The sequence below is a fragment of the Hoylesella marshii DSM 16973 = JCM 13450 genome (assembly GCF_000146675.1).
In the GTDB taxonomy this organism is placed as follows: domain Bacteria; phylum Bacteroidota; class Bacteroidia; order Bacteroidales; family Bacteroidaceae; genus Prevotella; species Prevotella marshii.
Genome location: NZ_GL397214.1, coordinates 1,108,020 through 1,121,959, shown reverse-complemented (window position 1 = coordinate 1,121,959; position 13,940 = coordinate 1,108,020). Strand labels below are relative to the sequence as shown.

Sequence of the window (13,940 nt, the reverse complement as noted above, 5' to 3'; positions counted from 1 at the left end):
CGCCAAACCGAAAGGAAAGTTAAATGCTCAACATGAGCAAACGCCAAACCGAAAGGAAAGTCAAATGCCCAGCCGAGGCAAGCATCAAAACAAACATTTATGCTACTTTGGGATAAGAATTTTGGGGGCTTTTGGACAAGATGCTTTATCTTGAACCGACGCATTCTGTAATTTGTAAGTACATGAAAAAGGTAATATTCAGTAAGTTCGACAAACAGGCAATCAGCCAATTACCCAGAGTTTTATTTGGGGGAAGAATCATTGTCGTCCAGTCAAAAGAAGAGGCAGACAAGGCTGTAGCTTTCTTGCTCTCACAGACCATTCTTGGAATAGACACCGAAACACGACCGGCATTTAAAAAAGGACAAACCCACAAAGTTTCTCTTTTACAAGTTTCTACAAATGACACCTGTTTTCTCTTTCGCTTGAACATGATTGGCCTTACTTCTTCCATTAAATATTTCTTGGAAGACAGCACTGTCCCCAAGATAGGATTATCGTTAGGAGACGATGTTATGGCTTTACAAAAACGAGGAAGTTTTATCCCCGGTAATTTTATTGACTTGCAGGATCACGTAAAGGAAATAGGTATTCAAGACCTTGGGTTAGCTAAATTATATGCCAATATCTTTGGACAACGAATCAGTAAAAGAGAACAACTAACGAATTGGGATGCAGATGTGCTGACCGAGAAGCAGAAAAGATATGCCGCAACAGACGCGTGGGCATGTATCAAACTCTATGAAGAATTCAATAGATTGAAAAAAGACCACGCTTACCAACTTGTCACAGTTCAAGAAGAGAGGCAGTCTGATGCGCTGAAAAACGAAAACAAATAACCTGTAAATTCTAATGAACACTAAAAATATTTACCTAAAACAAGGCAAAGAAGAGAGCCTAAAACGCTTTCATCCGTGGATATTTTCGGGAGCCATACACCATACAGACCGTAATATAGAAGAAGGAGATACGGTACGGGTACTTCATTCTGATGGACAATTCGCTGCCGTCGGTCATTTTCAAATAGGCTCTATCGCTGTACGGGTTCTGTCGTTCGAGGACGTCAAAATTGATGCTTCATTTTGGGAAAGTAGGCTAACAGAGGCCTTAAACATGCGGATTGGTGCCGGCATAACTGATATTCCATCCAATAATACCTATCGTCTTGTCCATGGAGAAGGCGACAATCTGCCAGGGTTGGTTATCGACGTATATGGGAAAACTGCGGTAATGCAGGCACACAGCATAGGTATGCATGTGAGCAGAACAGAGATTGCACAGGCACTCATCAAAGTAATGGCCGACAGAATAGAACATATCTACTATAAAAGTGAAACAACTCTACCTTTCAAGGCCGACCTCGGACAAGAAAATGGATTCCTTTATGGGGGAAGCGAAGACAATACGGCCATGGAGAACGGGCTACTTTTCCATGTCGATTGGTTAAAAGGACAAAAGACAGGGTTCTTTATCGATCAGAGAGAAAACCGTTGTTTGCTGGAACGATATGCAAAGAACCGCAACGTGCTGAACATGTTTTGCTATACAGGAGGTTTCTCTTTTTATGCTATGCGAGGAGGAGCCAACCTCGTACACTCCGTAGACAGTAGTGCCAAAGCCATTGAACTCACCAACAAAAACGTAGAACTTAACTTCCCCCGCGACAGCCGCCATCAAGCATTCTGCGAAGATGCATTCCATTTTCTTGATGTGGCGAAAGAGGCTTACGACCTTATTGTGCTCGACCCTCCGGCTTTTGCTAAACATCGAGCAGCACTTCATAATGCGTTAAAAGGTTATATTCGGCTCAATGCAAAGACTTTTGAGCGCATTAAAAGCGGAGGAATCCTGTTTACATTTAGTTGCAGCCAAATTGTTTCCAAAGACCATTTCCGCCAAGCGGTCTTTACTGCAGCTGCACAAAGCGGCAGAAATGTGAGAATCCTTCATCAATTGCATCAACCCGCAGACCACCCCATCAATATTTATCATCCCGAAGGCGAATACCTGAAGGGGCTTGTGCTATATGTTCAGTAAAACCGTTTCCAACTATATTGCCATCCACCGGCTCTTGCAAAAGGAAGGCAAATATCTCGTCGCGTTATCGGGAGGAGCAGACAGTGTAGCACTTCTATTCCTTTTAAACAGGCTTCATTATCATTTAGAAGCCGTACATTGCAACTTCAAACTTCGCGGAGAAGAGGCCGATAGAGATGAGGCTTTCTGTCAGAAACTGTGTCGCAGTCTCAACATTCCGTTCCATACAGTCCATTTCGACACATCTTCGTATGCCCGATTACACGGAATCAGCATAGAAATGGCAGCGCGAGAATTGCGTTACAACTATTTCGAGAGCCTGCGGAAAGACCTTTCCTGCGACGGCATCTGCATAGCCCATCATCGTGACGACATCGTAGAAACGATGCTGATAAACCTTGTGCGCGGTACGGGACTTCATGGATTACAAGGCATTCTGCCACGAAACGGTTTTATATTGCGCCCGTTACTTTGCGTCGGAAGAATGGAGATAGAACAGTACTTGCGAGACATCGGGCAGACATACATCACCGACAGTACCAACCTTGTAGCCGATGTTGTGAGAAATAAAATACGACTCAACATTATCCCTCTGTTGAAAGACATTAATCCTGCTGCCTGCGAAAGCATGGCCAAGACGGCTTTCTATGTTTCGGAGGCCATCAAAGTGACTGAAGCGGCTTTACAGAAAGCAACTCAAAGAGTATGTACGATGCCGCATACATTATCCATTCCTCGTCTTTTAGAAGAGCCTTCCCCCGAATATCTGTTGTTTTTCATCCTGCAACAATACGGTTTTCGCTCCGCACAGATAGAGGATATATACACCCATCTCCACGCTTCGCCAGGAAAAGAATGGCTGTCTGCTACTCACAGATTGCTGATTGACAGAGACAGATTGTTGCTTCAAGAAACGGAAAAAGAAGTTTCCAAACCATTGAAAATCCCCGAAGAGGGTACCTATGTTTACAGGAAAAATGTTAGATTTAGTTTTCAGACGATACAGACAAATCCTGGCACTCCCGTGATACGCGACCCCTTGTGGGCTTGTTTAGATGCTGACGAAGTACAATTTCCACTCTTCATCCGTTGCACTGCCGAGGGAGACCGTTTCGTTCCTTTCGGCATGAAGGGTTCAAAGCTGGTCAGCGATTTCATGACCGACCGCAAAATGACACGCTTCGAGAAAAGAGAGCAACTCGTAGTTACCGATGCTTCGGGGCGCATTATATGGCTGGTAGGACAAAGAATAGACAACCGATACCGCATCTCTTCCGAGACAATAAATACGCTTCTGATACGTTATATGACCGATGAGATGTAGAATAATACCCTTTGTACTGCCCGCTTTCCTCTTTTTATGGGCTTCCTGCAGCGACGATGATTCTTTTTCAACATCGCCCTCGCATATCCTTTCTTTCTCCACAGACACGGTACGACTTGATACCGTCTTCTCAAATGTTCCCACCGCCACCACCGTCTTTCGGGTTTACAACCGTTCCGGAGCTGGTCTGCGATGCACAAATGTCCGTTTGAGGCAAGGCAATCAAACGGGCTTTCTCGTGAATGTAGACGGTGCGAATTTAGGTAAGACGGAAGGTTACCGCACTTCCGATGTGGAAATAAGAAACAAAGACAGCATCAACGTGTTTGTAGCATTGACTTCGCCATTAAGCCACCAAGTGAATCCAAAAGCAGTGGAAGATGATTTGCTCTTTACGCTGGAAAACGGCGTGGAACAGAAAGTATGCCTGCAGGCTTGGGCTTGGGATGCCACAAAACTGACTCATACGACCCTTACCCACGACACAACCTTGTCAGGCCCCGCGCCCATCATCATATACGGAGGCATAACCGTGGGTGAAGGAGCCACATTGACCATCTCCCCGGGCACAACGCTTTATTTCCACGATAAGGCAGGCATTGATGTACACGGCAAACTTGTGTGTGAAGGAACGCCAACTGACAGCATCGTCTTACGCGGCGATCGCCTCGACAAAATATTCCCCTATCTGCCTTACGACCGCATCAGTGGACAATGGAAAGGCTTGCGTTTTCATAAAACCTCTTACGAGAACCGCATTTCCTATACGGATATTCACGGTGCGAACGATGCCATTGTATGCGATTCTTCCGACGCCTCGCGGCTGAAGCTCACGCTATTTTCAACCACGGTGCACAACAGTAAAGGAACGGGGGTGCTGTCTTACAACTCCCACATTGAAGTGAAAAACTGCCAAATCACCAACGCCCTGTCGGCCTGCATGGCCATTTACGGCGGTTCGGCATTGCTCCTGCACAACACCATCGCCCAGCTTTATCCCTTCGATTCCAACCGCGGCAGTGCGCTCTTCATCGGCAACCGTATGGGCGATAAGATTTTCCCTTTGCAGGATTTTCGTTGCATCAACACCCTTGTTACGGGCTATGCCGACGACGTTATCAAAGGCGACGACCGCAAGGAGGGAACGCCGTTCAACTATCGGTTCGAGAATTGTCTGCTGCGAACACCCGAAGTGAAAGACGATGCCACGCATTACAGCCATATTATTTGGGAAAACGTGAGCGATACCGTTTCAGCCGGATGGAAGAATTTCAAAGAAGTCGATACCCGCTTGTTGCGCTACGACTTCCGCCTCAGCAAGAAATCATTGGCCATAGACAAAGCCGATGCCACCCATTCGTTGCCCGCCGACAAGGACGGACAGCCCCGCGATGGGAAACCCGACATAGGATGCTATGAATACAAAAAAGACTAACAAGAAGACAAATGAAACACATCAATCTGCCCATCGACATTGAAGTCTATACGATGGAAGAACTTTCCCAAGTTGAGCAACAACTTCTCAAAGCAGCCATCGATGCCACACAGAATGCGTATGCCAAATATTCGCACTTCCGTGTGGGTGCAGCCCTCTTGCTCAACGACGGACGGACGGTTATCGGCGCCAATCAGGAGAATGCCGCATACCCCTCCGGTCTCTGCGCGGAACGCTCGGCCATATTTGCCGCCCAATCGCAATTCCCCGACCAGCCCATACGCACGTTGGCCGTGGCCGCTCGAAATACGGAGGGACATCTGTTGGCAAACCCCATCAGTCCTTGCGGTGCATGCCGGCAGGTAGTATTGGAAATAGAAGACCGTTACCGCCAGCCCGTCCGCATTCTGCTTTATGGCACGAATGCCATCTATGCACTCAACAGCATGAAAGACCTCTTACCCCTCTCCTTTGTAGACGAGTGTATGCACCCATGACCCGACCCGAACTCCGGTTTGCACTGTGCGACACTCCGAAAGCCCCGGCAGAGCCTCTGCCGGCATGGTTTGGCACTCCGGGAGCCTCGGCAGAGCCTCTGCCGAGACCGCACGACACTCATTTGTTAACGGCGCAGTCTAAATCTTAACACTCGGCACTCATCCGTTAACGGCGTAGTTGATATTTTAACTGTTTGGCACTCATTTGTTAACGGCGCAGTCTAAATCTTAACACTTGGCACTCGTGCGGTCTCGGCGCACCCTGCGCCGGCATGGTTTGGCACTCGCGCAGCCCCGGCGCACCCTGCGCCGACATGGTTCGGCACTCATGCAGCCCCGGCGCACCCTGCGCCGGTACATCCCGATAAAAAGCGAGAGAAAAGTCTTGGCCATTCTCCATCTTCCGCGTACCTTTGCATCGTCCATCATAAAAAAACAAACACAACATGAAACATATCCTCGCATTTCTCATCACGTGGTGCAGCATCTATCCGGTGTGTGCACAGCAGACCGACCCGCTTCGGGTGGTGGAACACAAACTCTCCAACGGCATGACCGTATGGCTCAACGAAGACCACAGCCAACCCAAAGTGATGGGCGCAGTGGTAGTGAAAGCAGGTGCCAACGACTGCCCCAACACCGGCATTGCCCACTACTTTGAGCACATCATGTTTAAGGGAACCGACCAAATCGGCACCACCAACTACCAAGCAGAGAAACCGTGGCTGGATTCCATCTCCGCCCGATACGACCAACTCGCCCTTACAGCCGACAAGGCCGCCCGCCGCGCCTTGCAGCAAGATATCAACCGGTTGAGCCGGAAAGCTGCCGACTACAGCATCCCCAACGAGTTCAACTCGCTGATTACCCGCTATGGCGGCTCAAAACTCAACGCCTACACTTCCTACGACGAGACCGTCTACCACAACGAGTTCGCCCCCCAATACATCGCACAATGGGCGGAACTGAACAGCGAACGGCTCATCCATCCCGTGTTCCGCGGATTCCAAAACGAACTCGAAACCGTGTACGAGGAAAAAAACATGGTCAACGACAATGTGCTCGGCAATGCCATGGAAAAGTTTATGAGCAAGCTCTTTGCTGGCAGTCCCTACGCCTATCCCGTCCTCGGCAGCACCGAAAATCTGAAGAATCCGAAGCTCAGCGAAATGCGCGAGTTCTTCGACAAATACTACGTGGCAGGCAACATGGGGCTTATTCTCTGCGGCGACATCGACCCCTCCACCCTCATGCCGCTCCTCGAACGAACTTTCGGACGAATACGCCCGGGCAATGCTCCGGCACGCGCGCCTTGGCAACTATCGCCTTTCACGGGCAAGGAGACGCTCGGTGTCAAACTACCCATTCCGCTCATCAAGATAGATGCCGTAGCCTTCCGTGCCCCGACCGACGATGCCCCCGATGCCCCAGCATTAGACATAGCCACCCAACTGCTCTCCAACGACAACAACACCGGTTTGCTCGACTCGCTGGTGCACAGCCACAAGATGCTCTATGCCTTCTGCGAACGTATGGCACTCCGACACACGGGACTGCTGTTCTTCGGTGCCGTGCCCAACATCCCTTTCGGTTCCAAACACAAGGTTGAAACACTGTGTCGTCAACAGGTAGACCGACTGAAAAGCGGTGCGTTCAGCGACGAGATGCTGCAAAGTCTGAAACGCGACTACATCAGAGAAAAACAACAGATGATGGAGCAAATCGACAGCCGTGCAAGTGCTATGATTGACGCCTTTACTCAAGACCGCTCGTGGGACGACTATATAAGCACCGGTCGCAATGTGGCCAACCTCACGAAGGCCGACATCATGCGCGTGGCTGCCCGCTACTTCAACGACCAATCCATACGTGTCGTTAAGAAATACGGCAGCGGAAAAAAGGACAAGATGGCGCAGCCGGGCTACCAACCCGTCACGCCGAAAAACATCGGCGCACAGTCGGCCTACGCCGAACAACTCTCGAAGATGCCAACCGACGACAAACCTGTACGCCTCATCGACTTCGACCGCGATGCCACCACCATCGCACTCTCGCCGCAGGTAAATCTCTACGCAGTGAAGAATCCCGTAAACGACCTCTTCAAACTGCAATTCATCTTCCATCAAGGCACCATTGCCGACCCATTGCTCGAAGCAACAAAAGAATACCTCTCCACTGTCGGCACCGACTCACTCTCGAAACTCGCGTTGGGCAAAGCATTCCAACAGTTGGGCTCACACATGGCGATAAGCGTTGATAACGCGAGCTTCATCCTCGGCATCAGCGGATACGACCGTAACCTCGCACCCACGCTCCGTTTGCTCAATCATTTCATGTATCATGCCGAGGTTGATGCACGGAAAATGCGCGATGTCGTAACCGAAAGGAAATTAAGCGACCGCACGTTCTTCAAAGACAACACGACCATTGCCAATGCCGTCTTCGAACGCGTGGCCAACGGCGACCGCTCTGCTTACCTCACGCAGCCCTCGGCAAAGACCCTGAGTGCCCTGCGTGCCGAAGACCTCTTGGCACATTTTGCCGACGCGCAACGCTACGCATGCTCCATCGTCTATAGCGGACAACTTCCGCCCGACGAAGTGGCGCAAGCCCTGAAGCAACAGTTCTCTATCGACAGCATGGCGCGTCCCGCCCAGTCCACATTCGTCCCCCTCATGCCCGTCTGTGAGCCTACGGTCTATCTGTTCAACAATCCCTCGGCGCGGCAGACCATCATCGGCACGTATGCCCAGTTGCCATCCGCCCCCACGGTGGAAGACCGCGTTAGACAAACGCTGTGGGCAGACTATTTAGGTAACGGCATGTCGTCGGTTATTTTCCAAGAGATACGCGAGTTTCGCTCGCTGGCCTACTATGCCTCCGCCAATCTGATGTGTCCTTCGCTCATCCGCCATGCCGATGCACCGACGGCCTTCACCACCCGCTTAGGCACACAGGCCGACAAGACCATGAACGCACTCTCTGTGCTCGACAGTCTGCTTACCCACATGCCGCTGCGACAAACGGGGGTTGATATTGCCCGACAAGGCATACTGAACAGAATTTCCAACAACTTCCCCTCGTTTCGCAGTATCGGCAATCGCATCGCCTTCTTGCACAGAAACGGTTACACAGAAGATCCGTCCCGGCGATGGCTGACGATTCTCCCTTCGCTTTCGGCCAACGACGTGACCAATTATCAGACGAACACAGCCGGCAAAGAACCCCGCGCCATCATCGTTGTAGGCAACAAGAAGAAACTCGATTTGAAACGCTTGGCGCAATACGGACGTATCGTGGAACTGCACCGGTCAGATATCTACCGATAAAAGTAGGAAGAAGTCCGCTGAACTTTCATAGAAGGGATAGGACGAAAAAGGAATTGCTGATGGAAGCCATGTCATCAATATTAAGATGTTAGATGAGCAGTCTTATGACCGATTGGGATTGAATCGCAAAAAAAATCCCGACGGCCATCACAGGCAATCGGGATTGAAGATAAATCTATTTGCTATATATTTCTTACTCAGCGGCAGGTGCTTCCTCCTCTGTCTGAACCTGCGGTTCTTCTACGGGAGCAACCTCTTCGGCAGGTGCAGCCTCAACGGGTGCATTCTCGGCAACCACCTTTACAGGGATAACTACCTCCACTTCCTTATGGAAATGGATAACAGCTTCGAAGTCACCCACAGTCTTGATGTCGCGCATCGTAATGATTTTGCGGTCGATATCAAAACCTTTCTTGCTCAACTCTTCGGCCACGGTAGCTGCATTCACCGAACCATATGTCACACCGGTAGCACTTACCTTGGTTTCAATGACGAGAGCCACCCCATTCAATGCTTCTGCGCGCTTTGCAGCAGCATCTTTCAAAGCAGCCAACTTGTGGGCTTGCTGCTTCAGGTTCTCTGCAAGTACCTTCTTGGCAGATTCAGAAGCAATGACTCCTTTACCCTTAGGAATGAGATAGTTGCGGCCATAGCCGGATTTCACTTCTACGATATCGTTCTTGTAACCCAAGCCGATAATATCTTCTTTCAGTATGATTTCCATCTGTCAATTCCTCCTTATTTATTTCATCAAATCAGTTACGTAAGGCAGCAATGCTATCTGACGTGCGCGCTTGATAGCCTGAGCTACACGACGCTGATACTTTAATGACGTTCCGGTAATGCGACGGGGAAGAATCTTACCCTGTTCATTCAGGAATTTCTTCAGAAAGTCGGGGTCTTTATAGTCGATATACTTGATACCGCTCTTCTTAAAGCGGCAGTATTTCTTCTTCTTCGTGTCCACGGAAGGTGGAGTTAAATATCTGATTTCCGATTGTTCTGCCATGATTTAAGCCTCCTTTAGTTTTTCTGTCCATTTGTTTTTTCTCTTCTCGGCATACTGAATAGCATATTTGTCGAGCTTAACAGTCATGAAACGAATCACTTTCTCTTCGCGTCTGAACTGTGTTTCGAGCGTGTTAATTACTTCTGGCTCTGCTTTGAACTCCAGCAGGCAATAAAAGCCTGTGGACTTCTTCTGAATAGCATAAGCCATCTTCTTCAGCCCCCAGGTCTCTTCATTCACGATTTCTGCTCCTTTTTCTACGAGCAGATTTCTGAATTTAGCGACCGTTTCCTTCATCTGTTCATCAGACAAAACGGGAGTCAAAATGAAAACGGTTTCGTATTGATTCATACTACTTTAAATAATTGATTAATAATTGATAATTTGCAAAAATGCTGTGCAAAGGTAATGATTTCCGTTTGAAATACGCCATGTGCGCTATTGTATTCCATGTGATTTAACTGTTTTTTGCAGAAAATACAACGACCAAGGGGCAAGGTACAACGTATTTCTTCGTACTTTTGCGCCACAAAGAAAATAAAATGATTCATGAAGATACGCTGGGCTCACATTGGACTGTATGCCATTTTTGTAGGGAGCATACTCTTCGCAATAATCCTTATTACCGGATGGAACGATAGCAACATCCCTTTGCTTTCGGCTTCTGCATTGATAGTTTCAGGCACTATCGGCTACACTGTCGGCCTGAAAAAAGAAAGCCGATACTGAAGTGAGATTAATCTGCGGGCATGATTCTCAAACGATAAGACGTGCCTTCGTAGCAGATGCGCATGAGTTTTGGGATGCCACTTTCCTTGGGTGACAACGCTAAAGCAAGATGCCCCATCGTGCGACGAAGATTGATTTCTACACAGGGATGCAAGACAAAACCGTTTCCGTCTTTTTCTGCTACCACCATCATATCCACCCCGAACGCTCCGGCATAGCGACCTTTGAGCAGGCTTCCCATTTGATTTTGAATGCGGGTACAGACCGTTTGTATCACGTCTTTTGATATATATCCCGTCAAAGCGGTTTCTTTCTCCTCTTCTGTGGCCAGCAGACTTCCTGCATACGCCCCGTTTATGGTTTTGAAGAGCGACAATCCCCAATAATCAATGCGTCCATTTCCGTCTGAAAAGAACTCCATGCCAAAATCTTTCACCTTGTTGAAATAGGGCTCTACGAAGATGCTTCCCTGTCGGGTAATCATGTTGTTGAGCCATCCCGCGGTGTTGGTTTCCATCTCGGAATGAATGTATCTCACGCCACGCCCGCTACTGCTCCACGGTGCTTTTACCACGACGTGATGCCAACGGTCAATCCATTGATGCACTTCCATCATGCACCGACATTCCACTCGCTCTCCTACAGTCGATTGCGGAAGTTGCTTCCGCAAAGCATGAAGCAAGGCGACGGATGTTTGCCGATGCGACAGGCGACGGATATGCTGCAATGCGTCGTCGCTTGGCAACAAATGTTCGGGAATCTGCATGCTCTTCAACTGCGTGGCAATGGCTCTGTCCCATCCCCAAGGAGCGATTTCTATATGTGCGTCTGAAGAAAAAACACCTGTAGCCAAATCATCTTTCGCTATGAAGATGACTTCCGGCTTTCTGTCAAATTTAAAACGGCGATAGGCATTGAAAGCAGCCGCTACGTCGTCTACCAGCACCAAATCGCCATCGGAAGCCCATAAAGCAGGTATGAATCCGAGGTCTGCACGCAGTTCGCGGGCAGCATGCGGAGCTGTGAAATGAGCCTCATTGGTGGCCAAGGCAAGGTCGTGTTCGGGATTAAAGAGATGGAGTTTCAAGAGAGAATCTTTTTACATGAACGGATGCAAAAGTACAAAATAAACGGAAGTTCAGAAGAGAATCTCGGAAATAAATACATTGGAGCCATCTGAAAAACGGTCTGTCGGCGTTTTTACGCTGTAAATCTCCCTGCAAGCGGCTTGTTGGCACTTTTCACTTTTGCAGCGAGCCTGCAAGCGGCTTGTTGGCGCTTTTCACTTTTGCAGCGAGCCTGCAAGCGGCTTGTTGACGCTTTTCACTTTTGCAGCGAGCCTGCAAGCGGCTTGTTGGCGCTTTTCACTTTTGCAGCGAGCCTGCAAGTGGCTTGTTCGTGCTTTTCACTTTTGCAGCGAGCCTGCAAGCGGCTTGTTGGCGCTTTTCACTTTTGCAACGAGCCTGCAAGCGGCTTGTTGGCGGAGGCGATTTCGTTCTCGACAAACAAAATCGGCAGCTATGCGTAGACTTTTGTTTGTAAGACTACAGCACAGCTGCCGACTTTTCTATCCTGGACTCGGAAAGAATCCGACGACACTTACTTGGCGTAAGATACGGAGCGAGTCTCGCGGATGACGGTAATCTTCACCTGCCCCGGATAGGTCATCTCGTTTTGTATCTTGGTGGCAATCTCTCCGGAGAGAGCCTCGGTTTCCTTATCATCCATCTTGTCTGCCCCCACAATGACGCGAAGCTCTCTACCGGCCTGTATGGCATAGGTCTTGGTGACGCCCGGATAGCTCATGGCGATGGCTTCGAGGTCGTTGAGACGTTTGATATAGGCTTCTACGATTTCACGGCGAGCACCCGGGCGGGCGCCGGAAATGGCATCGCACACTTGCACGATGGGTGCCAGCAGTGTATTCATCTCTATCTCGTCGTGGTGGGCGCCAATAGCATTGCAGATGTCGGGTTTCTCTTTATACTTCTCAGCTATCTTTGCTCCATAGAGCGCGTGGGGCAGTTCGCTTTCTTCATCAGGCACTTTACCGATGTCGTGCAACAGTCCGGCACGTTTGGCTTTCTTGGGATTCAACCCTAATTCCGATGCCATGATGGCACATAGGTTCGCCGTCTCACGTGCATGCTGAAGCAGATTCTGACCGTATGAAGAACGGTATTTCATCTTTCCGACGATGCGGATGAGTTCGGGATGCAAGCCGTGAATACCCAAGTCAATCGTAGTACGCTTGCCTGTTTCTATGATTTCGTTGTCTAACTGTCTTTTCACTTTCGCTACAACCTCTTCGATACGGGCGGGATGGATGCGGCCGTCGGCCACGAGTTGATGCAATGCCAGACGACAAACTTCGCGACGGATGGGGTCGAAAGCTGAAATGACGATGGCTTCGGGTGTATCGTCTACCACAATCTCCACCCCCGTAGCAGCTTCCAACGCGCGGATGTTGCGACCTTCGCGACCGATGATGCGGCCTTTCACTTCGTCGTTGTCAATATGGAACACACTGACGGAGTTTTCAATGGCCGTTTCGGTGGCAACGCGCTGAATGGTTTGTATGACAATCTTCTTGGCCTGCTGATTGGCATTGAGCTTTGCCTCGTCCATAATCTCGTTGATATAGCCGGCAGCATTGGTCTTGGCTTCATCTTTCAGACTTTCCACCAATCGGCTGCGTGCTTCTTCGGCACTCAACCCGGAGAGCTCTTCCAACTTCTCGCGCTCGAGGCTCTGCATTTTGTCTAACTCTTCCTGTTTTATTCGCAACAGCCTTTTTTCGTTTTCAAAACGCTGCTGATTTTGCTCCATTTCCTGCCGGCGACGCGACAACTCATCCTGTCGCTGGTTTAACGACAATTCGCGTTGCTTGAGTTTATTCTCACTCTGCTGTATGTGCTGGTTGCGCTGTTGCACTTCTTTCTCCAGCTCACTCTTTTTGTTGAGAAACTTCTCTTTTACTTCCAGCAGTTTCTTTTCTTTCAATACTTCGGCTTCCTTTGTGGCAGCTTGTATCATTCCGTTGTATTTCCCTTTAATGATGTAACGGAATATCATGTATCCTACGACACCTCCGACGAGGAGGCAGGAGGCAGCAATAATAATAGTTGATGTCATTGAATGTTATATTTATGTTCGTATATTGAGTTTAATTTATGGACAATCATTTCCGGCGAGCGGGGCGAATATCAAAAACACGATGGAGTGGAAATGTGAAGAAATGACAGGGCATTGTGTGCTTACACAGCTATTCCCTATCATCCAAAGCCTTTTCTATTTCCGAAGTCAGCTTACCAAGAAGTTCATTAACAGGTGTCATATCGTTGCGCTTGGCTTCACGTGCATATCTAAGAGCAATATCAATGAGTGCCATATAGTGAATAATCTTTTCGCCCTTGCGCCCTCTGTATACTTCGGCGTAAGAGCTGATGGTACTCGTGATGAGTTTCGCCGCATTGCGGTACAGTTCTTCGTCTTCTCGAGGAATTGTAACCTGTATATCTTCGTCGTAGATATGCAGTGTGATATTAAGTTTCTCGTTGTTGATTCCAGCCATTCAGCC

General features: G+C 49.0%; 13 protein-coding genes. 7 read left to right on the top strand and 6 right to left on the bottom strand.

Features of this window, described 5'->3' with window-relative positions; genetic code table 11:
- The first annotated feature begins 182 nt into the window (after positions 1 to 182).
- The 6 genes from HMPREF0658_RS04645 (at position 183) to HMPREF0658_RS04620 (ending at position 8,622) form a co-directional block, all read left to right on the top strand.
- A complete protein-coding gene (locus tag HMPREF0658_RS04645) occupies positions 183 to 839 on the top strand; it encodes a 3'-5' exonuclease (RefSeq protein ID WP_006948973.1) in 657 nt (218 codons plus the stop codon).
- A gap of 13 nt (positions 840 to 852) precedes the next feature.
- Entirely contained in the window at positions 853 to 2,037 is a 1,185-nt protein-coding gene (locus HMPREF0658_RS04640; protein WP_006948972.1) for a class I SAM-dependent rRNA methyltransferase, read from the top strand.
- Entirely contained in the window at positions 2,027 to 3,361 is a 1,335-nt protein-coding gene (tilS, locus tag HMPREF0658_RS04635; protein WP_006948971.1) for a tRNA lysidine(34) synthetase TilS, read from the top strand. The genes HMPREF0658_RS04640 and tilS overlap by 11 nt, the downstream gene beginning before the upstream one ends.
- Entirely contained in the window at positions 3,351 to 4,796 is a 1,446-nt protein-coding gene (locus HMPREF0658_RS04630) for a right-handed parallel beta-helix repeat-containing protein (protein WP_006948970.1), read from the top strand. Before tilS ends, HMPREF0658_RS04630 begins: the two co-directional genes overlap by 11 nt.
- Positions 4,797 to 4,807: 11 nt before the next feature.
- Positions 4,808 to 5,293 (top strand): cytidine deaminase, encoded by a 486-nt coding sequence (gene cdd, locus HMPREF0658_RS04625; protein WP_006948969.1) that lies wholly within the window; start codon positions 4,808 to 4,810, stop codon positions 5,291 to 5,293.
- Positions 5,294 to 5,739: 446 nt separating this feature from the next.
- Entirely contained in the window at positions 5,740 to 8,622 is a 2,883-nt protein-coding gene (locus HMPREF0658_RS04620; RefSeq protein ID WP_006948967.1) for a M16 family metallopeptidase, read from the top strand.
- A gap of 193 nt (positions 8,623 to 8,815) precedes the next feature.
- Here HMPREF0658_RS04620 and rplI read toward each other — a convergent pair whose 3' ends face one another.
- Genes rplI through rpsF form a run of 3 tightly spaced genes read right to left on the bottom strand, consistent with a single transcriptional unit; the run spans position 8,816 to position 9,982 of the window.
- Entirely contained in the window at positions 8,816 to 9,346 is a 531-nt protein-coding gene (gene rplI / locus HMPREF0658_RS04615; RefSeq protein ID WP_006948966.1) for a 50S ribosomal protein L9, read from the bottom strand.
- Positions 9,347 to 9,364: 18 nt separating this feature from the next.
- Positions 9,365 to 9,634 (bottom strand): 30S ribosomal protein S18, encoded by a 270-nt coding sequence (gene rpsR / locus HMPREF0658_RS04610; RefSeq protein ID WP_202898907.1) that lies wholly within the window; start codon positions 9,632 to 9,634, stop codon positions 9,365 to 9,367.
- A complete protein-coding gene (rpsF, locus tag HMPREF0658_RS04605) occupies positions 9,635 to 9,982 on the bottom strand; it encodes a 30S ribosomal protein S6 (RefSeq protein WP_006948964.1) in 348 nt (115 codons plus the stop codon). It abuts the gene before it with no gap.
- A gap of 198 nt (positions 9,983 to 10,180) precedes the next feature.
- Between rpsF and HMPREF0658_RS04600 the strand changes: the two genes are divergently transcribed.
- On the top strand, positions 10,181 to 10,360 hold the full coding sequence (locus HMPREF0658_RS04600; protein ID WP_006948962.1) for a hypothetical protein: 180 nt from the start codon (positions 10,181 to 10,183) through the stop codon (positions 10,358 to 10,360).
- 7 nt (positions 10,361 to 10,367) lie between these two features.
- On the opposite strand, the gene HMPREF0658_RS04595 is transcribed toward HMPREF0658_RS04600, so the two are convergent.
- From HMPREF0658_RS04595 to HMPREF0658_RS04585, 3 genes are all read right to left on the bottom strand, one after another.
- Positions 10,368 to 11,447 (bottom strand): hypothetical protein, encoded by a 1,080-nt coding sequence (locus tag HMPREF0658_RS04595; RefSeq protein WP_006948961.1) that lies wholly within the window; start codon positions 11,445 to 11,447, stop codon positions 10,368 to 10,370.
- A gap of 512 nt (positions 11,448 to 11,959) precedes the next feature.
- Positions 11,960 to 13,495 (bottom strand): ribonuclease Y, encoded by a 1,536-nt coding sequence (gene rny / locus HMPREF0658_RS04590; RefSeq protein WP_006948959.1) that lies wholly within the window; start codon positions 13,493 to 13,495, stop codon positions 11,960 to 11,962.
- A gap of 130 nt (positions 13,496 to 13,625) precedes the next feature.
- Complete coding sequence (locus HMPREF0658_RS04585) at positions 13,626 to 13,934, bottom strand: cell division protein ZapA (RefSeq protein WP_006948958.1); 309 nt, start codon at positions 13,932 to 13,934, stop codon at positions 13,626 to 13,628.
- Between the last annotated feature and the right edge of the window lie 6 nt (positions 13,935 to 13,940).